Source organism: Alloalcanivorax dieselolei B5, from assembly GCF_000300005.1.
Classification (GTDB): Bacteria; Pseudomonadota; Gammaproteobacteria; order Pseudomonadales; family Alcanivoracaceae; genus Alloalcanivorax; species Alloalcanivorax dieselolei.
In genome coordinates, this window is sequence record NC_018691.1 from 4,388,644 (window position 1) to 4,411,076 (window position 22,433).

Consider the following 22,433-nt stretch of genomic DNA (forward strand, 5'->3'; position numbering starts at 1 on the left):
GGGAAAGGCGGATGCGAGCACCGCGCCAATGCACTAATCTGGAAATGATCCGCAAACCCTACAAGGAGCCTCATCATGTCTCTGCATCAACAGCGTTGCGAGGCCTGCCGTGCCGATGCACCCCTGATCAGCGACCAGGAGGCCGATACCCTGGCCGAGGAAATTCCGGACTGGAAGCGCATTGAGGAAGACGGCGAGGAACGCTTGCAACGCCAATACTCATTCCACGACTTCAATGACGCCCTGGCATTCACCAACCAGGTGGGGGCCATGGCCGAGGAAGAGGGTCACCACCCTGCCCTGCTCACCGAATACGGCAAGGTGACGGTGACCTGGTGGACCCACAAGATCCACGGTTTGCATCGCAATGACTTCATCTGCGCGGCGAAGACCGACCAACTTTATCTGAGAGCCGGTTAATGACTCTGAGCGAAGAACAACGAGAACAGATCAAGACCCATGCCGGCCGCGCCTTTCCGTTCGTGGAAAGGTGCGGAGTGGAAACCCTGGAAGTGGATCGGGGCTATTGCCGAATGAGAATGCCGCTGGCCCCGAACCACAACCACGTGGGCACCATGTACGCCGGGGCGCTTTACACCCTGGCGGAACTGCCCGGCGGCGTGATCTACATGACCAGCTTCGATACCTCCCGCTTCTACCCCATCGTCAAGGACATGCAGATCCGCTTCCGGCGCCCGGCCACCACCGATATCGAAGTGGAAGTCCGCATCAGTGAGGAAGAAGTCCAGCGGGTTCAGGCCGAAGCCGAAGCCAACGGCAAATGCGACTTCGCCTGGGACACCGAGCTCAAGAACAGCCACGGCGAGGTGGTGGCCACCACCCGGAATCTTTATCAGCTGCGGCGGATTGGTCAGTAGGCGGACGGTTTCAGAGTTCGTGGAGAGTCGGAACGACTGTTCACAGGAGATCCGCTCAGGGGGTTTTCCTTATGCACCAATAGGAGTAAGGTAACAATTGCATGGCGCCGTTACCGCATCCAAACGGTCGACATGTGTTCCTTGTTTTGCTGTTTTTTTCCAGTTTTAACGGCCCTTTACGGGCCGTTTTTCTTGGCGCCCAGTTCCACCACCGCTTCGATGAAGACCCGGGCGTGTTCCGGGTCCACATGGGGGGTGATGCCGTGGCCCAGGTTGAAGATGTGCCCCGGATGATTACCGAAATCGTCCAGGATGCGCTTCACTTCGGCACGGATGGCCGCGGGCTCGGCGTACAGCACCGCCGGATCCATGTTGCCTTGCAGCGCCACCCGCTCGCCGACCCGGCGGCGGGCGTCGCCGATGTTCACGGTCCAGTCCAGCCCCAGGGCGTCGCAGCCGGTGTCCGCCATGGCTTCCAGCCACAGACCGCCGTTCTTGGTGAACAGGATCACCGGCACCTTGCGGCCTTCGTGGTCGCGGATCAGGCCGTTGACGATGCGCTGCATGTAGGCCAGGGAAAACTCCCGATAGGCCTCGGCGGACAGGGTGCCGCCCCAGGTATCGAAGATCTGCACCGCCTGGGCGCCGTGACGAATCTGGGCATTGAGGTAATCGGTCACCGCCAGGGCCAGTTTTTCCAGCAGGGCGTGAGCCACCTCCGGCTGGCTGTAGATCATCGCCTTGAGGTGGCGGAAGTCCTTGCTGGAGCCGCCTTCCACCATATAGGTAGCGAGCGTCCAGGGGCTGCCGGAGAAGCCGATCAGCGGCACCCGGCCATTGAGCGCGCCACGAATGGTGGACACCGCGCGCATGACGTAATCCAGGTCGGTTTCCGCTTTTGGCACCGGTAGTGCCGCCACGTCCTGCTCGGTACGCACGGTCTTGTGGAATTTCGGGCCTTCACCGGTTTCGAAGTAGAGGCCCAGCCCCATGGCATCCGGCACCGTGAGGATGTCGGAGAACAGAATCGCCGCATCCAGCGGATAGCGCTCCAGCGGTTGCAACGTCACTTCGCAGGCCAGCTCGGCGTTGCGGCACAGATCCATGAACGACCCGGCGGTCTCCCGGCTGGCGCGGTATTCCGGCAGATAGCGCCCGGCCTGGCGCATCATCCAGATCGGGGTGCGGTCCACCGGTTCACGGGCCAGCGCGCGGAGGAAGCGATCGTTTTGGAGCGGGGCGTGGGTCATGGGGGTTCCTTGAAGAGCGCTTTCACGCAACACGCTGGCACGCGAACACGCAAAAGATAAAAAAGACTACCGCATCATATAGAAAAAAGGCCTGCGAAAGCAGGCCCCTTAGCGTAGTGCGTGCAGGCGTGTTGCGTGAAAGCGCCTTTAAACATCCAAATAATCAAGGATGCCCTTGGCCGCTTCCCGGCCTTCCCAGATGGCGGTCACCACCAGGTCGGAACCGCGCACCATGTCGCCGCCGGCAAAGATCTTCTCGTTGCTGGTCTGGAACGGGAAAGCTTGCTGTTCCGCCGCCAGCACGCGGCCGGAGTCATCCAGGTCGATACGCTGGGGCTCGAACCAGTCCGCCGGGCTGGGGCGGAAACCGAAAGCGATGATGACCGCGTCGGCCGGCAGCACTTCCTCGCTGCCCGGGATCGGCTCGGGGCGGCGGCGGCCGTTGTTGTCCGGCTCGCCCAGCTTGGTCTCCACCACTTTCACGCCAACCACTTTACCGTTCTCACCGACCACTTCGATGGGCTGGCGGTTGAACAGGAACTGCACGCCCTCTTCCTTGGCGTTGGACACCTCACGGCGGGAGCCGGGCATGTTTTCCTCATCGCGGCGGTAAGCGCAGACCACGCTGGCGGCGCCCTGGCGGATGGAGGTGCGGTTACAGTCCATGGCGGTGTCACCGCCGCCGAGCACCACCACGCGCTTGCCTTCCATGCCGATGAAATCGGTGGCGTCTTTTTCAAAGCCGAGGTTACGGTTGGCATTGGAGATCAGGAACGGCAGCGCCTCGTGCACACCGTCCAGGTCCTCACCGGGGAATCCGCCCTTCATGTAGGTATAGGTCCCCATACCCATGAACACGGCGTCGAACTCTTCCAGCAGTTCGTCGATGGTGACGTCGGTGCCGATTTCGGTGTTGAGACGGAACTCGATGCCCATGCCCTCGAACACTTCACGGCGCTTGGCCATCACCGGCTTCTCGAGTTTGAACTCGGGAATGCCAAAGGTCAGCAGGCCGCCGATCTCCGGGTAGCGGTCGAACACCACCGCTTTGACGCCACTACGCACCAGCACGTCGGCGCAGCCGATACCCGCCGGGCCGGCGCCAATCACGGCGACTTTCTTGTCGGTCCACGCTACCTTGGACATGTCCGGGCGCCAACCCATGGCCAGAGCGGTATCGGTGATGTACTTCTCGGTGGCGCCGATGGTGACCGCGCCGAAGCCGTCATTCAGAGTACAGGCGCCTTCACAGAGACGGTCCTGCGGGCACACGCGGCCACAAACTTCCGGCAGGGAGTTGGTCTGGTGACACAGCTCCACCGCCTCCATCAGATTCCCTTCGCTGATCAGTTTCAGCCAGTTGGGAATGTAGTTGTGTACCGGGCATTTCCATTCGCAGTACGGGTTACCGCAGTGCAGACAACGATGGGCCTGGTGCTCCACTTCCCGGGTTTCGAACGGGTAGTAGATTTCCTCGTACTTGTGCTTGCGCAGTTCGATGTCTTTTTTCTTCGGATCGTGCCGCGGAACATCGAGAAACTGGAAGTTATTGCTTAAACGTTCAGCCATGTCGCTCTCTCGTTATGCCGGGTTAGCACGCGTGCTCTTGAGCAGGTCTTCCAGGCTCGCCGCCTTGGGTTTCACCAGCCAGAACTTGCGGCTCATGGCATCGAAATTGTCCAGGATCTCCCGGCCCCACTCGCTACCGGTTTCGTCCACGTACTCCTGAATCACATGGCGCAGATGAGCACGATGGGATTCGGTGGACTCGGAACTGATGCGATGCAGTTCAATCAGTTCCGGGTTGATGCGGTCAAAGAAGTCATTGTCTTCGTCCAGCACGTAGGCGAAGCCGCCGGTCATGCCGGCACCGAAGTTGTGGCCGGTGTGGCCCAGCACGGTGACACATCCGCCGGTCATGTACTCGCAGCAGTGATCACCGGCGCCTTCCACCACGGCGTGGGAACCGGAGTTACGCACCCCGAAACGCTCGCCGGCGGTACCGGCGGCGAACAGCTTGCCGCCGGTGGCGCCATACAGACAGGTGTTACCGATGATGGCGGTGTCCTGGGTCTTGAACGGGCTGCCCTTGGGCGGGCGGATCACCAGTTTGCCACCGGCCATGCCTTTACCGACGTAGTCGTTGGCGTCGCCTTCCAGGTACATGTGCAGGCCGCCGGCGTTAAACACACCGAAGCTCTGACCGGCGGTGCCGGTGAAGCGCACCCGGATCGGCGCGCTTTCCATGCCCAGGTTACCATGGTGTCTGGCGATTTCACCGGACACGGTGGCGCCCACGGAGCGGTCACAGTTGGTGATGGTGTAGTGGAAGGAGCCACCGCTTTTGCTTTCCACGGCGGTACGCATTTCCTCCATCATCCTGGCATTGAGTACGCCCTTGTCGAACGGCTCGTTGCGCTGCACCTGACAATGGGTCGGCTTGTCCGCCGACACATGGTCGTTGCGCAGGATCGGCATCAGGTCCAGGCGTTTCTGCTTCTCGGTCAGGCCTTCAATGCGCTCCAGCAGATCGGTGCGGCCGATCAGCTCCGGCAAGCTCTTGATGCCGAGCGCCGCCAGCAGTTCACGTACTTCGCGGGCGACGAAGGTGAAGTAGTTCATGAGCATTTCCGGTGCACCGATGAAATGCTCCTTGCGCAGATCGTCCCGCTGGGTGGCCACGCCGGTAGCGCAGTTGTTCAGGTGACAAATGCGCAGGTACTTACAGCCGAGCACCACCATCGGCATGGTGCCGAAGCCGAACGACTCGGCGCCGAGAATGGCCGCCTTGATCACGTCCAGGCCGGTCTTCAGACCACCGTCGGTTTGCAGACGGATCTTCTGCCGCAGGTCATTGGCACGCAGTGCCTGGTGCGCTTCCGCCAGCCCCAGCTCCCAGGGCGAACCGGCGTAACGGATGGAGGTCAGCGGGCTGGCCGCGGTACCGCCATCGTATCCGGAGATGGTGATCAGATCGGCATAGGCCTTGGCCACGCCGGAGGCCACCGTGCCGACGCCGGGCTCGGAGACCAGTTTCACCGACACCTGAGCCTGCGGGTTGACCTGCTTGAGGTCGAAGATCAGCTGGGCCAGATCCTCAATGGAATAGATATCGTGGTGCGGCGGCGGCGAAATCAGGGTCACGCCGGGCACCGAGTGACGCAGCCGCGCGATCAGGGCGTTGACCTTGCCCCCGGGCAACTGGCCGCCCTCGCCGGGCTTGGCGCCCTGGGCCACCTTGATCTGCAGCACTTCGGCATTGACCAGGTAATGCGGGGTCACACCGAACCGCCCGGAGGCGATCTGCTTGATCTTGGACACCCGCTCGGTGCCGTAACGGGCCGGATCCTCACCACCCTCGCCGGAGTTGGAACGCCCGCCCAGGCGGTTCATGGCGGTGGCGATGGCTTCGTGGGCTTCCGGGCTGAGCGCGCCCAGGGACATACCGGCGGAGTCGAAACGCGGCAAAATGGTTTCGATCGGCTCCACGTCTTCCAGAGCCACCGGCGTCACGTCGGTACGCACTTTCAACAGGTCACGCAGAGTCGCCACCGGGCGGTCATTGACCAGCTCGGCGAACTCCTTGTACGCCTCATAATCGCTGTTCTGCACGGCACGGTGAATGGCGTACACCACATCCGGATTGTAGGCGTGGTATTCCTTGCCGTGGATGTACTTGAGCACACCGCCGGCATCAATCGGCTTACGCTGTTTCCAGGCATCGGCGGCAACGATCTTCTGATCGTTCTCGATATCCTCGAAGGAGGCCCCTTCGATGCGGCTCTGCACGCCACGGAAGCACAGTTCCACCACATCGCTGGCGATACCCACGGCTTCGAACAGCTGGGCGCCGCGATAGGAAGTGATGGTGGAGATCCCCATTTTGGAGAGGATCTTCATCAACCCTTTGTTGATACCTTTGCGGAAGTTTTTCTGCAGTTCCACCGCGTCGCCAAGCAGCTCGCCGCTTCTCACCATGTCGGCGATCACGTCGTAGGCCAGGTACGGGTACACGGCGGTGGCGCCGAAACCGAACAGCACCGCGAAATGGTGCGCGTCGCGGGTGGTGGCGGTTTCCACGATGATGTTGGCGTCACTGCGCAGACCACGACTGGTCAGGTGGTGATGCACGGCGCCGGTGGCCATCAGGGCATGGATGGTCAGTTTGCCCGATTCGATACCGTGATCGCTCAGCACCAGAATCACCTTGCCGTCGCGAACCGCTTTCTCGGCGCTCTCGCACAGCGCGCGCACCGCCTGCTCCAGACCCTGTTGCGGATCATAGTGCAGGCTCAGACGCTCGTGCTGATAGCCGGGACGGTCGATTTTCAGCAGATTGGTGAACTTGGAGTGTGACAGCACCGGCGTGGACAGGATCGCCCGGTCGGCGTGGTCGGAGCTTTCCTCGAACACATTGCGCTCGGCGCCGACGCAGGTTTCCAGGCTCATCACGATCGCTTCGCGCAGCGGATCGATGGGCGGGTTGGTGACCTGGGCGAACTGTTGCCGGAAATAGTCGTACAACGGACGCTGACGCTGGCTGAGCACCGCCATCGGCGTGTCATCGCCCATGGAGCCGGTGGCTTCCTGGCCGGCTTCCGCCAGCGGACGGATCACCTGATCGCGCTCTTCAAAGCTAATCTGGAAGAATTTCTGGTAGCTGAGCAGGTCCTGCGGATCGATGTCGTCGGTACGCTCCACTTCGTGGTCGTAGCTGGCTTCGATACGCAGCGCGTGATCCTTGAGCCACTGACGATAGGGATGGCGCACCTTGAGACGGTTGTCGATGTCCTCGGTTTGCAGCAGCTCGCCCTTCTCGATATCCACGGCCAGGATCCGGCCGGGGCCGACGCGGCCTTTGGCCACCACGTCCTCGGGCTGATAGCTGTACACGCCGATCTCGGAGGACAACGTGATGAAACCGTTCTTGGTGATCACCCAGCGGGCCGGGCGCAGGCCGTTGCGGTCCAGCATGCAGACGGCGTAGCGGCCGTCGGTCATGACCAGCCCTGCGGGGCCGTCCCAGGGCTCCATATGCATGGAGTTGTATTCGTAAAAGGCGCGCAGATCCGCGTCCATGGTTTCCACGTTCTGCCAGGCCGGCGGCACCATCATGCGCGCGGCGCGGAACAGGTCCATGCCGCCGGAGAGCAGCACTTCCAGCATGTTGTCCATGCTGGAGGAGTCGGAGCCTTCACGGTTAACCAGCGGGCTGAGTTCGGCCAGATCGGGCAGCAGTTCGTTCTCGAACTTGTTCTCACGGGCCAGCGCCCAGTTGCGGTTGCCCTGAATGGTGTTGATCTCGCCGTTGTGAGCCAGATAACGGAACGGCTGAGCCAGCGGCCACTGCGGTGAGGTGTTGGTGGAGAACCGCTGGTGGAACACCACGATGGCGGTTTCCATGGACTCGTCACCGAGATCCGGGAAGAACGCCGGCAGATCCACCGGCATCATCAGGCCCTTGTAGGACACCGTGGTGGCCGACAGTGAGCAGACGTAGAAGTAGCCGTCTTTCGGAATACGCTTTTCGGCGAGACGGCGGGCGAAGAACAGACGGCGGTTGAGCGCCACCTCGGACGCCTCGTCACCGGCCACCAGCACCTGATGGAAGCCCGGCAGCGAGCTCAGCGCCAGCTCACCAAGGCAGGACGCGTCGGTGGGCACCTCGCGCCAGCCCAGCACCTTCAGGCCCTGAGCCTCCAGTTCGGCGTCGATCACCGCTTTCTGGGCGGCCGCCTGATCGGCTTCCGGATGGGTGAACACCATCCCGACGCCGTAGATGTCCGGCAGTTCGATGCCCTGTTTCCCGGCCTGCGCCCGGAAGAAGGAATCGGGTTTTTTCAGCAACAGCCCGCATCCGTCACCGGTTTTTCCATCGGCGTTGATCCCGCCCCGGTGAGTCATGCAGGTGAGTGCTTCAATAGCGGTTTGCAGAAGCTCGTGACTGGCCTGCCCCTCCATGTGGGCGATCAGGCCAAAGCCACAGTTGTCCCGGAATTCTCCGGGCTCATAGAGCCCCTGCACCAGCGTTGAGTTCTGCTGCATCAAAACCTATTCCTCTTGAAATTCAGAGACTTACAGAAGGCGGAACTGGCGCCGGAAAAACGACGACGGCAAAAAAGGGATGGACATTCTACACATTGAGGGGGTAGCCGACAAACACCACCGCACAGAGCCGATCCCGGCCCCGAAGGCGCCGGAGCCCACGGGCTCAGGCGGATTATGTCATTGCAGTTCTTTTCGTATTGACGCCATGCTACGCGGGAAAGGTCCCGCTTCACGCAGCTGCTCGGGCAGACCGTCACGGGCCTGCACCGCCGCGTCGCGGCTGGCGTAAGGGCCGGCCAGCACCACATATACCGTCTCCTCACCCCTGCGGGCAGGGTAGTAGGCGCCCTTGCGGTCCAATACGTCAAGCACACTGTGGGCTCCGTCCTCGCGACCGGTGGCGGTCACTTGCAGGAACCACTCGCTGTCCGGGCGGGACGCCAGCCAGCCATCATGGTGATAGCCGTCGTTGCTGGCCGCCGGGCGCGGCTTGGGATCGGGTTTGGAAGCAGTGGCTGGCGCGGCGCCCGCATCCGGCTCGCTGACTGGATCCGCGGTCCGCGGCGTCGCCTGGTTCTGGCGCGGCTCGCTCGGCGGCTCTTCCTTGCTTTTGAATGTTCGGGCGTTATCCGCGTAGGACGCCAGAGCTTCCCGGGTGCGCTCGGGATCACGAATCGCCGGCAACGACGACGACTCACCGGAAGCCGGCGCCGTCTCCCCGGCCGGTTCCTCCGGCGTGGCCGGCGGCTTGGGCAGGTCCAGGGCCACGGATTGCGATGGCTGCGGTTCGTCATCGCCGCCACTGGCCAGCCACAGCACCAGGACCACCAGCACCAGCGCACCAACCGCCAGCACGTGACGCCAGGGCAATGGCCGCCGAGCAGTATTAGTGCCGCCAGCGAGTGGCGCCGGAGCCGCGTCGCCGCGCTCATCCAGCAGCGCCAACAGGGGACCGGGCTGCCCTTCACTCTCCGCCAACAGGCTTGCCGCCTCGTCATCACTCAGGGTAACGCCATAGACCTCATCGGCAAACGCCACCACCTCGGCTTCATCCAGCGGCGGCAGGCCAAGGGTGTCCGCCACCGCCAAGCCGGCATTGGCGACCCGCTCGGCGGCGCCGGGATAGCCGCCGAACAAATAGGCCAGACGGCCACCGAGCTTCTCCTTCAACGCGGCCATGGTCGCCAGGGCCGCCTCATCGGCGCGGTCGGCGTTGTCCACCACGATCACCAGCCGGGTGTCCGCCAACGCTTGCTTGAGAGCGTCCGCCAGCCCTTCGCGATCCACCCCGAAGTGGGTCAGCATGGCTTCCACCGGCGCGTTGGCGTCCAGTTCGTCCTCGCCGTCCAGGCGGATCACCTCGAAATCATCCACCAGGGCCATGCACACCATGCCCAACAGGGTGGATACCCCACTGCCATGCTCGCCTTCCAGCACCACGGTGCTGCCTTCGTGAGCGTAGCCGTTCAGCGCGTCGAGCAGATCGCCCCGTTCCGCGCCTTCGTAAAAGTACTCGTCATCCCTTATCACAAAAGGCCTCAAGCGTTCGCGTCAGTGCATTGGGGTGGTATTCCCCTGTGACCAGAGCCTCGCCGATTCGTTTCAGCAATACCAGGCGCAGGCGTCCATTACGGACTTTCTTGTCCAGGGCCATCAAATCGGAGAAATCCGCCGTCGTCATCCCCTCGGGGGCCGTTACCGGCAGCCCCCAGGGCGACAGACTGCCGGCCACGCGGGCCACATCGTCATCGTCGAGCCAGCCCAGTTCCCGGGACATACGGGCCGCCATCACCATGCCCGCGGCCACCGCCTCACCGTGCAGCCACTGGCGATAACCGGTGAAGGTTTCCATGGCATGACCGAAAGTATGCCCCAGATTGAGCAGAGCGCGGTTGCCCTGTTCGGTTTCATCGGCGGCCACCACCTCGGCCTTGTTGCGGCAACTGCGCAGGATCGCCTCGGTGAGGGTGGCATCATCACGCCGTTGCAGGCCGGAGCGGTGCTGCTCCAGCCAGTCGAAGAATTGCGGGTCGCGGATCAGACCGTACTTGATCACTTCCGCCATGCCGGCGGCGAATTCCCGCTCCGGCAGGGTGTCCAGCACGCGAATATCGATAATCACCGAACGGGGCTGATGAAAGGCGCCGATCATGTTCTTGCCGCGCGGGTGATTCACCGCGGTCTTTCCGCCCACGGAGGAATCCACCTGAGCCAGCAGCGTGGTCGGCACCTGGATGAAGTCCACGCCACGCTGGAAACAGGCGGCGGCGAATCCCACCATGTCACCGACCACGCCACCACCCAGAGCGACCAGGGTGGTGGTGCGCGAGTGCCGCTTCTCCATCAGCGCGTCAAAGAGGCGCTCCAGGGTCGCCAGGGTCTTGTATTGCTCACCATCCGGCAGGATCACGGTGTCGCATTGCAGATCGCCGAGAGACGCCGTGACCCGTTCAAGATACCGTGGAGCGATGGTTTCGTTAGTCACCACCATGACCTGGTTGCCACGGATACGCTCGCGGATCAACGAAGTGGACAACAGATCGGGGCCGATGTGGATCGGGTAACTGCGTTCGGCCAGTGCCACGTCAAGCGTCTGCATAGTGTCTCCGGACAGGGAAGGGAGCGCCGGAGCCGTCCGGCGTTCAAGCATTATCGGACGGGGAAATCGGCCAGACAACCGAGGATCTGATCGGACACCTTTTTCAGGTTGCTGGAAGCGGTGGAAACCACGTGGTGCGCCACTTCCCGGTAGAGCGGGTCGCGCTGCTCGAACAACCTGGCAAGACGGGCCTTGGGATTGCCGGTCCGCAACAGCGGACGGTTGCGGTCGTTACGGGTACGGGCCAGTTGCACTTCCACCGGCGTCCACAGATAGACCACGCAGCCGCGGTCATGCAGGTGGCGACGGTTCTCTTCAGCCATCACCGCACCGCCTCCGGTGGCCAGCACGATGCCGGGCAGCGCGCTCAGCTCGTCGATGACCTCGCTTTCGCGGCGGCGAAAACCGTCCTCGCCTTCCACATCGAAGATCCACGGAATGTCGGCACCGGTCTTCTCCTCGATGACGCGGTCCGAGTCATAGAAAGGGCGATCCAATAACTGTGCGAGGTGGCGCCCCAGGGTGCTTTTACCTGCCCCCATGGGGCCCACCAAAAAAAGAGAGGGAGTATTTTCTCTATCGTTCACCGACGGGCCATTGTCTCTTTCACCAAGCGTGGCGTAATGAATATCAGCAATTCCTGCTTGCTGTCACGCTTCACTTTCTTGCGGAACAGGGCTCCCAGCCAGGGAATATCACCCAGGAAGGGGGTTTTGATCAGGGAGTTTATCTGTTCCTGCTGGAAAATGCCGCCCAAAACCACGGTTTCGCCGTCATTCACCAACACCGTGGTCTCAACCCGGTTGGTACTGATGGTGGGGTTGTCCAGATCCGAGCCCAGGGCATCGTTATTGACCTTGAGCTGCATGATCACGTCCCCTTCCGGGGTCACCTGCGGCGTCACTTCCAGGCGCAGCTCCGCTTCGATGAACTCCACCGCCGTGGCCCCGGAGGAGGTGGCCACGTTGAACGGGATCTGCTGACCGGAGGCGATCACCGCCGGTTGCTGATCGGCGGTGAGCACCTTGGGCGTGGCCACCAGTTCCCCCCGCCCCTCGGATTCCAGCGCCGACAGCTCCAGTTCGATCAGTCCGGAACTCAGCGAGGTGAAGCCGATGGCGAAGCGGGTGGCATCGGAGGAATCCACCCCCATGTCGACGATCATGTCGTTGTTGGTGTCCTCGTCGAATTCCTCCATTTCCCCCAGGGAGCCGTCGTCATCACGGTCGACGTTGGCGTAATGCAGCTCCCGCAGGGAAGTGAGCCGGCCGGAAATCGCCATGGAGCGGCCATCCCTGGCGAGAGAATTGCCGTCGTAACCCAGACCGCCCCAACGCACCCCGAACTCATCGGACAGATCGGTGGTGGCCACCACCACCCGGGCCTCGATCAGCACCTGCTGGACCGGAATGTCCAGTTGCTGGATCAGATCACGGATCTCCTGCAGCTTGGCCACGGTGTCCTGGATGATCAGGGTATTGGTGCGCTGGTCCACGGACACCGAGCCGCGCTCGCTGATCAGCGCGGTGGCACCGCTTTCCCCGGTAATCAGCGTCTTCAGTTCCTCCGCGCGGGCGTAGTTGATGCTGATGAACTCCGTGCGCAACGGTGCCAGTGAGGCGATCTTCTTCTGGCTTTCCAGTTCCAGTTGTTCGCGCGCGGCGATCTCGTCCGCCGGCGCCACCAGCAGCACATTGCCCACCTTGCGCTTATCCAGCCCCTTGGTCTTGAGAATCAGATCCAGAGCCTGATCCCACGGCACGCTCTGCAGCCGCAGAGTAATCTTGCCCGCCACCGTGTCGGACGCCACCAGATTCAATTCGGTGAAATCGGCGATCAGCTGCAGCACCGAACGCACCTCGATGTCCTGGAAGTTCAGTGACAGCTTCTCTCCGGTGTACTTGAAGGACTCACGCTTCTTGCGTTCCGCTTCGCCACGGGTGAGCGGCTTGATATTGATGCTGAACTCGTTGTCCGCCTGATAGGCCAGATATTCCCAACTGCCGGTGGGTTCGATGGTGATCACCGTGCTGCCGTCATCGGTGCGGGTTTCCACATACTGCACCGGCGTGGCGAAGTCGGTGACGTCGAGACGACGCACCAGTTCATTGCCGACCCCGGCGCCGACGAAGCGCGCCTGGATACGACCGCCTTCTTCCTTCACATCCACCGGAATGGACGGTTTGGACAGCGTCACCACGACCCGGCCTTCGCCGTCACTGCCGCGACGGAAATCGATGTTGCGAATGCTCTCCTGCGCACTCTGTAACGGCGCGGCGGCGGCTTCCTGGTCCGCCCTGGCCGGATCGCTGGCCGGCGCACGGTCGCGGCCGAGCACCACCACCAGTTCCTGTCCATCCACTTCGGTGCTGTAACCGGTCAGCTGATCCAGATTGAAGATCAGCCGGGTGCGGTTCTTGGCCTCCACCACCGTGACACTGCGGGCATTGCCGGTGCCGAGATTGTGCTGACGGGTTTTCAGGGCACTGTCCGCGCCCACCAGGTCGAGAGCGATGCGGGCCGGACGTTCGATGCTGTAGCCCTTCACCTCCGGCGCGGCGCCCTCAAAGCGCACTCTCACTTCCATGCCATCCCCCGGCAGCATGTTGGCGTCGAGGGCGGTAATGGTGGCCGCCGACGCCAGTGAGGCGGTGCAGCAGGCCAGCACCGCCAGCACCCGGATTCCCCAGCGCCGGGGAGCGAATCGGTTTTTTATTGCATTGCAGATCTTCATAACAGGCTTCCCCAGCAACATTATTCGGCGATGGAAACGGCGCGGGACCGCTCCACCCAGCCGTCGTGGCCGTCAGGCACGATTTCCACCAACGACACTTCGTTATCGCGAACGGCCACCACCCGGCCGAAATTTTTCCCCAAGTAACTGCCGACCCGGATCCGGGTCACGGCCCCGGCGGGATCCTCCATCAATGCCTCCAGTGCCTTGCCGGGTTTGGTGATGGTGCCCACCATGCGCAGTGCATCCAGACTGAAACGCTCCAGGTATTCCCGTGGCCGGCTCATGTCCGGCTCGACCTTGCGGCCTTCCGGCACCTTCACCAGTTCCTGCTCCACCGGCGGCGAAAAGGGCGGCCGCAGCTTGTGGGCGCCGTAGGTAAAGGTGGCGATGGGTTTGAATTCCGGTGGCGGCTCGATACGTCCGCGTGGCCGGGCTTTGATTTCCTCGAGACGGGCATCCAACTGGCCGAGATCGGCGCCGGCGGTGCAGCCCCCGAGAGACAATAGCGCCGCCAGCAGACACGGTGCGGCGGCTAAATTACGCGCTTTCATGCTTCCCCCCTTACACCGGCTCTAGGAACGGCCGTTCCTGTTTTTCGCTTTCGCCGTTTTGCCGGCCACCTTTTTATCGCCACCGTCATCGGCGCCATCCCGCCCCGCGTAGCGATAGGTCTTGGCGGTGATCGCCAGATTCAGCAAGCCGCCGCTCTCCTCCTTGCTGCCAGGCTCCACCTTGAAGTCGTGCAAGGTGACGATCCGAGGCAGTGCCGACACGCCAGAGACGAACGCCCCGAATCCGTGGTAATCCCCGGTCACCCGGATATCGATGGGCAGTTCCGCGTAGAACTCTTTCTGCACTTCATCCTTGAGCTCGATCACCTCGAACTCGAGACCGCTGCTCAAGCCGGTGTGGGTGATGTCCTCCAGCAAACCGGGCACCTCGGTGTCGCGCGGCAACTGGTTTTTCAAGGTATCGAAGTTCTCTTCCAGCTCCACCAGCTGCTGGCGGTACTGCTCCAGGTTGTGGGCGCTGAACGCCTTCTTCTCGAAGCTGGTGAGCAGACTCTGCTCCTCCCGCTCCAGGCGCTCGTGCTGAGCTTTCAGATCCTTGATCGACAGCAGATACCCCAACAACAGCACGGCGGCGAACACCAGCACGGCGGCGCCGATCTTGATCGGCAGCGGCCAACCCCCGATGTTCTCGAAATCCAGACTGTTGATCTCGTCGATCAGCTCACGAACGTCGAGATTCTTCAGGTCAGAGGCTTTCATCGTTACTCTCCCCCTCATCCCCTTCACGGTCCGGACGCCCTTGCTTCACGGTCAGCGTGAACTGGTTGGCCTGCTGGCTGCCTTCCAGGGCGGTGACGTTGATCAGGTTGGGCTCGACGAACCAGTCGGAGCCATCCAGATTCCGCATCAGCCGCGATACCCGGTTGTTGGATTCGGCCACGCCTTTGATGGTGAAGACGTTGCCGGTGCGTTCCACCGAGCTGTAGTAGACGCCGTCCGGCAAGGTGCGGACCAACTGATCGAAAACGTAGACGATGGTGGGCCGGTTGCCCTGCAATTCCTGGATCACCTGCATCCGCGCCACCAGTTCCGCGCGGCGCGTTTCCAGTTCCTTGATTTCCTTGATCTGCTCATCGAGCTTGGCGATCTCGGTCTGAATATGGCTGTTGCGGGTCTGCTGATCGGCAATGCGATCCTCCATCACCCCTTTCCACATCCAGAACAGCAGACCCGCCAGCAACGCGGCAAAAATCAGCAAGGCGACGAATTCCTGCTGGCGCTGCTTGCGGCGCGCCTCCCGCCAGGGAAGCAGGTTAATGCTGGTGCTCATAGTTCAAAGCTCCTCAGCGCCAGGCCGCAGGCGATCATCATCGCCGGGGCGTCGTTGGCCAGGGCCCGGACGTTGACCTTGCCGGCCTTGCTCATGCCGGCGAAGGGATCGGCCAGGGAACACCCGGCGCCCACCTTGTCCTGGATCAGCGCCGGCAATCCGGCGATGGAAGCCGAACCACCGGCCAGCAGGATGTAATCCACCTGATTGAACTGGGTGGATCCATAGAAGAACTGCAGGGACCGGTTGATCTGCTGGACGATGGCGTCCTTGAACGGCTGCAACACCTCGCTCTCATAGTCCTCCGGCAATTCCCCGGTTTTCTTCGCCAGCCCGGCCTCCTCCATGGAGATGCCGTAGCGGCGCTGAATTTCCTCGGTGAGCTGCTTGCCGCCGAACAGTTGCTCGCGGGTATAGACGCTGCGCCCTTGATGAAACACATTGAGGGTGGTCATGGTGGCGCCGATATCGAACACCGCCACCGTTTCCAGCTCATCGGCGTTGGGCAGGGCGGGCGCCACCAGTTGAAAGACCCGCTCCATGGCGTAGGCCTCCACGTCCACCACCTTGGCCTGAAGGTTACCGATTTCCAGGGCATCGGCGCGCATTTCCACGTTCTCCGTACGCGACGCCACCACCAGGACTTCCACCCGGTCGGGGGTATCCTCGGTGGCGCCGAGCACCTGAAAATCCATGCGCACTTCGTCCAGGGGGAACGGGATGTACTGATCCGCCTCCACCCGCAATTGCGTTTCCATATCGTCCTCGCTGAGCGAGGCGTCCATTTCGATCACCTTGGTGATGGTGGCGGAGCCGGGCACCGCCACGGCGGCGGCCTTGACCCCCGGGCGGGCCCGGGCAACCACCCGGGCGATCACATCCCCCACCCCTTCCACATCGGTGATGTTTTTCTCCACCACGGTATTGGCCGTGAGCGGCTCGACGGCGTAGCTCTCGACCTTGAAGCGCCCCCCGGACCTGGATAGCTCCAGCAGCTTCACGGCGGTGGAACTGATATCGACCCCCAGCATGGCTTGGGCCTTTTTTCTTAGAAAAGGCAGCACAGTCTTTCGCCCCAAGAGAGTAGATTGGAAGTACTTTTTTACCCAGAAAAAGATATACTTACGTAGTTCTTATGCTGTACAACATGAGAAATTAGTAGTAGCAGAAAGGTTATTAGATCACAACAACCTTTACGCCGTATAATGACGTGCTTCACGGCTGGATGCTGTTCCCGCGCATAAACCGTCCCAGGTGACTTGGCCCGGACCGCCGAGAACATGCTCTAAGCCTTTATTCTGAATCCACATCAATTGCCACTATATGCAATCTGCCGTCCGTTGGATCCGCCCTCTCCTCCTCCTCGCCTTTGCCGCCGTCTGTGGCGCCGTCCTGGTCATGGCCGGCTCCTATCTGTACCTGGCGCCGCAACTGCCTGATGCCATTGGCATTCGCGAGGTCGAATACCAGACGCCGCTGCGTATCTACAGCAGCGACGAGAAACTCATGGCCGAATACGGCGAGAAGCGCCGCGAGCCGGTCACCTTTGACCATCTGCCGCCGCTGTTCGTCCAGGCGGTACTGGCGGCGGAAGACGAGCGCTTCTTCCGCCACGCCGGGGTGGACGTGAAAGGGCTGGCCCGGGCCGCGGTGGAGTTGATCCGCTATCGCGAGATCCGTTCCGGCGGTTCCACCATCACCATGCAGGTGGCGCGCAACTTCTTTCTCGACCGGGAACAGCGCTTCCTGCGCAAGTTCAACGAGATCGTGCTGGCCATGCAGATCGAGAACATCCTGACCAAGGAGCAGATTCTCGAGCTGTATCTCAACAAGATCTATCTGGGTCACCGCTCCTACGGCGCCCAGGCCGCGGCCAAGGTCTACTACGGCAAGGACATCGGCGAACTGACCCTGCCGCAGCTGGCGATGATCGCCGGCCTGCCGAAGGCGCCTTCCGCCTACAACCCGATCACCAACCCGGAGCGGGCGGTACAGCGCCGTAACTGGATTCTCGGCCGCATGCACGAAACCGGCGCCATTACCGAAGAGCAAATGGAACAAGCCCGGCAGGCGCCGGTGACCGCTCGCTATCACACCTCACGACCGGAAGTGGAAGGCGCCTATGTGGCGGAGATGGCGCGCCTGGCGGTGGCCGATATCATCCCCGGCGACCTCTACACCCAGGGTTTACGGGTTATCACCACGGTCGACAGCAAACGTCAGGAAGCGGCGGTACGCGCCCTGCGTGAAGGCCTGCACGAATACGATGAACGCCACGGCTATCGCGGGCCGCTGGCCGAGGTGGACACCGGCTCCCTGCCGGAGCTGACCTGGCCCCAGGGCGACGAGGCGGAGGCCGCCCCCGAGGATGAGGCGCCGCAGCCGGAGCTGGCCCGCCCGGAGGAGGAGGATCAGGAAGGCCTGGGCAACGACGTGGTCGCCTGGCTCGACACCTTCAAGGACCAGCCCGCTTACGGTCCGCTGCGCACCGCCATCGTTACCGAGATACGGGAAGACGCCGCCGCGGTGCTGTTGGGCGACGGCAAACAGGCTGTGGTGGCCTGGAAGGATATCAGTTGGGCGCGCCCGGCATTGCGCAAGGGTTATGTCGGGGAAAAACCCAAGCAGGTCGCCGATGTCCTCAAAGTCGGCAATGTCATCTACCTGCGCCCGGTGAATGACAAGAACGGCGCCCACTGGCGGCTGGCGCAACTGCCCCAGGCGCAATCCGCACTGGTGTCACTGGATCCGGAAACCGGCGCTCTGCAGGCACTGCAGGGCGGCTACAGCTTCGCCGCCTCCAACTTCAACCGGGCGATGCAGGGCCAGCGCCAGGCTGGTTCGGTGTTCAAGCCGTTTGTTTACACCGCGGCACTGGAAAACGGTTTCACCCCGGCCACCATCATCAATGACGCCCCGGTGGTCTACGACAGCGCCGAGCTGGGCAAGGCCTGGCGGCCGAAAGGCTCCAGCGGCCGCTTCTATGGCCCCACCCGCATGCGTGAAGCGCTGTACCGTTCTCTCAACCTGGTATCGATCCGCATTCTCCGCCAGGTGGGCATCGAACAGACCATGGAGACTCTGAAAGAGTTTGGCCTGCCCTATGATCGTTTCCAGAGGGACCTGTCCCTGGCCCTGGGCAGCGGATCGCTGACGCCGCTGGAATTGGCCACCGCTTACGCCATGTTCGCCAACGGCGGTTACCGGGTGGCCCCCTGGTATATTGATCGTATCGAAGACCGCGACGGCCATGTGCTGTGGCGCGCACCGGAAGTGCTGCGGTGTGATCTGCCCTGCGCCGATGAACGAGCCCGAATCGCCACCGAGGAAGCGGCCTGGGAACAACGCGAACAACTGCCCACGCTGCTGGAGCGCGAGGAAGTCAGCCTCGGCAACAACAACCGCGATGATCAGCCCCCGGAAACATTGCAACCGCCGCCGGTGCTGGCGCCCCGCACCCTGGATCCGGAGGTGGCCTGGTTGATGAACTCCATGCTGCAGGACGTGATCAAGCGCGGCACCGGCCGCCAGGCAAGCTCCCTTGGCCGCAAGGATCTGGCCGGCAAGACCGGCACCACCAACAACCATGTGGATGCCTGGTTCTCCGGCTATGCGCCGAGCCTGGTAACCACCGTGTGGGTGGGACTGGACACGCCGACCTCCCTGGGCTGGGGCGAATACGGCGGCCGTGCCGCCCTGCCGATCTGGACCAGCTACATGGGCAAGGCGCTGGATGGCGTCCCGGAAACCTCCCTGCGCCAGCCTCCGGGTATTGTCTCGGTCCGCATTGATCCGAAGAGCGGCCTGGTCGCTCGGTCCGGCAACAGCAATGCCATCTTCGAGTATTTCCGCGAAGACGACGTGCCGGAACAGGAGAGCCCCTATAACGGCGGCAGCGGCGGCAGTCCGGAACAGATTTTCTGAGCGGCCTTACGCCAGAACAAGATCGCGGTCCGTGGACCGCGATCCGTACTTAGTTTTTTAGCATTTCAACCCGGCGAAGAAACCTTCCACCTCCTTTTATGATCAGGAGCAGCACGGCAAGAAACACAAGAGTGTTCCGGGCGAAAACAGGAATGCCAACCCAATCGGGATTGCGGGTATAGGCTTCACACTCATGCCCCCTCGCCAGCGGTTGCACTTCGTCCGATTCGTCCACGCCCCATAGGGCGGCCCGATCCCCGTCGGCGGGGTTGAAAAAACGTTGGCCGTTGGATTGATACAGGTCCCCGGACACGGTTTTACCGAGCATCCGGTAATCGTGTTTTCCGATCAATTGAACGTCATCCGGGTCGGCCCCAGGCACCACTTCCAAGCCGCTGTACCAGCCGCGAAGCCCGCGAAAATAGCGCCCCTTTTTATAATCCCGGGCCGCCCAGGCATAGTACACATGCCGGTCATCCCGATAGAGCCCCCGCCCCAGCACTTCGATAGGCGCACTGGAATCCCGCCGGCACAGCGTTTTCAGTTCGTTGGTAAACGGCTGGTGGTAGTAAAACGTATCACCTTGATAAAACAGAAAGTGCCAGCCGACGCTCTTGTCCGCCACCAACACTTTGAGGCCACCCGGTACCAGGGCCTGATCGGTGTCGGACACCCGGCCTGGCAACGCCTGATCCCCCAGGAAGTAGCGCTGTCCGTCATAGCCGTAATGGGTATCGTAGAGGATATTCCTGGGCTCCCCCCACACCTCGACCAGGGTGAACCGGGCCGGGCGCGCGCCCTCCACCACCCGGCCACGGTAGTACACCCGCCGGGCATCGCGAAGATAGTGTCCTTGCGCCAGGGTCGGCGCCTCCACGCCGACCCTGCTTAACGACGGAATATCCGCACCAGAGATCCAACGCCCCTGATAGTACAGGCGCTGATCGTCATGGGCGTAATCGTTCCAGAACACCCCATCGTTCTTGAACACTCGAAAGGTACCCGGATCGGCCCCATCCAGCAGGGTGGTCCCGTAGTACACCTTATCGCCGGCGAGATAGTAGTGCGCCTCCAGGTAACGCACGCTATCCGGCGCCACGCCCGGCACCCGTTGGCCCAGCGCATAAAAGTGATCGCGGTCACGGCCCAAACCACTGTAGACATAACCCCTGCCGGTCTCCCCGGGCACCGGTTCGAAGGTATCCGCATCCGCCCCTTCCACCGGCTGATAGCCATCACCCGGGATTAGGAACCAAACCTGCCCGGCGTCATCACGGGCGTAACGGCTGCCGGGATAATCGCTGGGCTCCACTTCAGGGCCTTTCGGAGCAAGCATCAAATAGATCACCACGCCGCTGACCACACAGACCAGCAAAGCGATGATCACGGCAACTTTGCCGCCGATCAGGCGCGCCCCTCTGTTTGTGTCACCCAAACCCTCGACCCTCCGTGTGATGCCATATGCATAACTGCGAGACAGTATAAACGCCGGACAGCCGGCGTTTCCCGATAAAAAGTTCTTTGAGGAATGAGGGAGAAGGGAAGGGTTTCCTTTATCCAAAAAAACCGGAGAAAATCCCCCGGCTTTTTTTATGCTGCCCGCCGTCCCCGTTCACAACTCCGGGAAGATATCGTCCAGGGCTTTCAGCGGCTCACGAGCCGCGATCAATCATCCATTTCACCGCGCCCTTCAGATCATTGAGGAAACTCGAGCGGTTCGGGGATTCCGTATAAGCCCCACAGCGGCTGTCGTGCCGTAAGTGGCGCAGCTCACCGTTCTCGTCAAAGCCCATCAATGCCGCTTGATAGGACCCCGGCCCCTTGTGATTCAGACGAAAGAAGCGCTGACCATCGGCCTCGTACACGTCACCGCGCAGAGTGTGACCCGACCAGCGGTAACGTGCCTTTTCGATAAAACGGAACTGGTCGGGATCGACGTCCGGCACTACCGCCAAACCGCTGCTCCAACCCTGCAGCCCGCGCCCTCCGCCTCGGCTTTGCCGGTTCCAGTCCCATTCCACCCAGGCAAAGTACAGATGCCGGTCGTCACGGTAGAGCCCCTGCCCCAACGCCGCCATGGGAGCGCTGGAATCCCGCTGGCACAGCACCTTCACCGCATTGGTGAAAGGCTGATGGTAATAGACGGTGTCACCCTGATAGAACAGCAGGTGCCAGCCGAATTCCTTGTCCGCCAGCAACAACCTGAAGCGGTCAGGGACAAGCGTCTGATCGGTGTCGGCCACCCGGTCCGGCAACACCTTGTCCTTGAAGAAATAGCGCTGACCATCGTAACCGTAGTGGTTGCCCCAGGTATCGCCCTCGACCCGGATCACGGTGAAGCTCCCCGGCACGGCTCCCTCCACAACCTTTCCCCGGTAGTAGACCCGGCCGGCGTCCTTGAGGTAATGGAAATCCGCCGGGGTCCGTTCCGTTACCGCCACTTCATCCAGGGAAGAAACGTCGGCGCCAGGAATCCACCGACCCTGGTAATACAGCCGCTGACCATCCTGCGCGTAATCGCCATGACGGATACCGATGTTGGCGGCATCGGCGCCGTCCAGCAATGTATTCCGGTAGTACACGCGCTCATCGGTACGGTAATAATGCCGCCCCAGATAATGCACGGTGTCCGGGTTCACCTCCGGCTTGCGGTGTCCATCCACGTAGAAGTGCTCGCGGTCCCGGGCCAGACCACTATAGAAATAGCCTTTCCCGCTATCACCAGGCACGGGCTCGAAGGTTTCCGGATCGGCGCCCTCGACCAGATGATGGCCCTCCCCGTCCCGCAGAAACCAGATACGGCCGTCGTCATCATGGCTGTAGCGGCTCACCGGATAATCGGTGCGGGCCACCTTGGGCTCTTCCCCAGGGTCCAGCAACAGCATCAACGCGACGATCAACGCCAGAATCGTCATGACCCAGACCAAACCTTGCCACCGTCCTTTCATTGGCTCCCCTTTTGCTTGCAACGGGTACTCATGATCTCAACCTGATTTTCGACGCCAGCACCACCACCGCGTCGAGCCAATATCGTGACCATCAAGAAACTTGCGACGCGGTCTTTACAGCGTGAGACAACATATCTAGGATCTTAAGTGAAATCATAGTGTCATTTTTAGCCTCAGCATTTCGCCCCGCGCCAAGAACGCCGTGGG

At 62.0% G+C, this 22,433-nt stretch carries 16 protein-coding genes; 3 read left to right on the top strand and 13 right to left on the bottom strand.

Features of this window, described 5'->3' with window-relative positions:
* Positions 1-75 precede the first annotated feature (75 nt).
* Positions 76-420, top strand: a complete 345-nt coding sequence (locus B5T_RS19670; protein ID WP_014996274.1) for a 4a-hydroxytetrahydrobiopterin dehydratase — start codon at positions 76-78, stop codon at positions 418-420.
* Positions 420-878, top strand: a complete 459-nt coding sequence (locus tag B5T_RS19675; RefSeq protein ID WP_014996275.1) for a YiiD C-terminal domain-containing protein — start codon at positions 420-422, stop codon at positions 876-878. The genes B5T_RS19670 and B5T_RS19675 overlap by 1 nt, the downstream gene beginning before the upstream one ends.
* Positions 879-1,054: 176 nt before the next feature.
* Here B5T_RS19675 and hemE read toward each other — a convergent pair whose 3' ends face one another.
* The 11 genes from hemE to B5T_RS19730 all read right to left on the bottom strand — a co-directional run bounded on the left by hemE (position 1,055) and on the right by B5T_RS19730 (position 16,418).
* On the bottom strand, positions 1,055-2,128 hold the full coding sequence (hemE, locus tag B5T_RS19680) for a uroporphyrinogen decarboxylase (RefSeq protein WP_014996276.1): 1,074 nt from the start codon (positions 2,126-2,128) through the stop codon (positions 1,055-1,057).
* 147 nt (positions 2,129-2,275) lie between these two features.
* The gene (locus tag B5T_RS19685) at positions 2,276-3,697 is read right to left on the bottom strand and encodes an FAD-dependent oxidoreductase (RefSeq protein WP_014996277.1); all 1,422 of its coding nucleotides are present in this window, start codon (positions 3,695-3,697) and stop codon (positions 2,276-2,278) included.
* Positions 3,698-3,709: 12 nt separating this feature from the next.
* On the bottom strand, positions 3,710-8,173 hold the full coding sequence (gltB, locus tag B5T_RS19690) for a glutamate synthase large subunit (protein ID WP_014996278.1): 4,464 nt from the start codon (positions 8,171-8,173) through the stop codon (positions 3,710-3,712).
* Positions 8,174-8,353: 180 nt separating this feature from the next.
* The gene (locus B5T_RS19695; RefSeq protein WP_014996279.1) at positions 8,354-9,706 is read right to left on the bottom strand and encodes an SPOR domain-containing protein; all 1,353 of its coding nucleotides are present in this window, start codon (positions 9,704-9,706) and stop codon (positions 8,354-8,356) included.
* Entirely contained in the window at positions 9,693-10,775 is a 1,083-nt protein-coding gene (aroB, locus tag B5T_RS19700; protein WP_014996280.1) for a 3-dehydroquinate synthase, read from the bottom strand. Before aroB ends, B5T_RS19695 begins: the two co-directional genes overlap by 14 nt.
* 50 nt (positions 10,776-10,825) lie before the next feature.
* Positions 10,826-11,362 carry a shikimate kinase AroK gene (gene aroK / locus B5T_RS19705; RefSeq protein WP_041717145.1) on the bottom strand — a complete coding sequence of 179 codons (537 nt, stop codon included), beginning with the start codon at positions 11,360-11,362 and terminating at the stop codon, positions 10,826-10,828.
* Complete coding sequence (gene pilQ, locus B5T_RS19710; protein ID WP_014996282.1) at positions 11,359-13,509, bottom strand: type IV pilus secretin PilQ; 2,151 nt, start codon at positions 13,507-13,509, stop codon at positions 11,359-11,361. Before pilQ ends, aroK begins: the two co-directional genes overlap by 4 nt.
* Before the next feature lie 20 nt (positions 13,510-13,529).
* Positions 13,530-14,063, bottom strand: a complete 534-nt coding sequence (locus B5T_RS19715; protein ID WP_014996283.1) for a pilus assembly protein PilP — start codon at positions 14,061-14,063, stop codon at positions 13,530-13,532.
* Between the two features lie 21 nt (positions 14,064-14,084).
* Positions 14,085-14,783 carry a type IV pilus inner membrane component PilO gene (locus tag B5T_RS19720; RefSeq protein WP_014996284.1) on the bottom strand — a complete coding sequence of 233 codons (699 nt, stop codon included), beginning with the start codon at positions 14,781-14,783 and terminating at the stop codon, positions 14,085-14,087.
* Complete coding sequence (locus B5T_RS19725) at positions 14,770-15,354, bottom strand: PilN domain-containing protein (protein WP_014996285.1); 585 nt, start codon at positions 15,352-15,354, stop codon at positions 14,770-14,772. The genes B5T_RS19720 and B5T_RS19725 overlap by 14 nt, the downstream gene beginning before the upstream one ends.
* On the bottom strand, positions 15,351-16,418 hold the full coding sequence (locus tag B5T_RS19730) for a pilus assembly protein PilM (protein ID WP_148279306.1): 1,068 nt from the start codon (positions 16,416-16,418) through the stop codon (positions 15,351-15,353). The genes B5T_RS19725 and B5T_RS19730 overlap by 4 nt, the downstream gene beginning before the upstream one ends.
* Positions 16,419-16,752: 334 nt before the next feature.
* Between B5T_RS19730 and B5T_RS19735 the strand changes: the two genes are divergently transcribed.
* The gene (locus B5T_RS19735) at positions 16,753-19,278 is read left to right on the top strand and encodes a penicillin-binding protein 1A (RefSeq protein WP_014996287.1); all 2,526 of its coding nucleotides are present in this window, start codon (positions 16,753-16,755) and stop codon (positions 19,276-19,278) included.
* Between the two features lie 49 nt (positions 19,279-19,327).
* On the opposite strand, the gene B5T_RS19740 is transcribed toward B5T_RS19735, so the two are convergent.
* Together B5T_RS19740 and B5T_RS19745 are read right to left on the bottom strand one after the other, a co-directional pair.
* Positions 19,328-20,713 (bottom strand): DKNYY domain-containing protein, encoded by a 1,386-nt coding sequence (locus tag B5T_RS19740; protein WP_014996288.1) that lies wholly within the window; start codon positions 20,711-20,713, stop codon positions 19,328-19,330.
* A 217-nt stretch (positions 20,714-20,930) separates the two neighbouring features.
* Positions 20,931-22,226, bottom strand: coding sequence for a DKNYY domain-containing protein (locus B5T_RS19745; protein WP_041717147.1), 1,296 nt, complete (start codon positions 22,224-22,226; stop codon positions 20,931-20,933).
* Between the last annotated feature and the right edge of the window lie 207 nt (positions 22,227-22,433).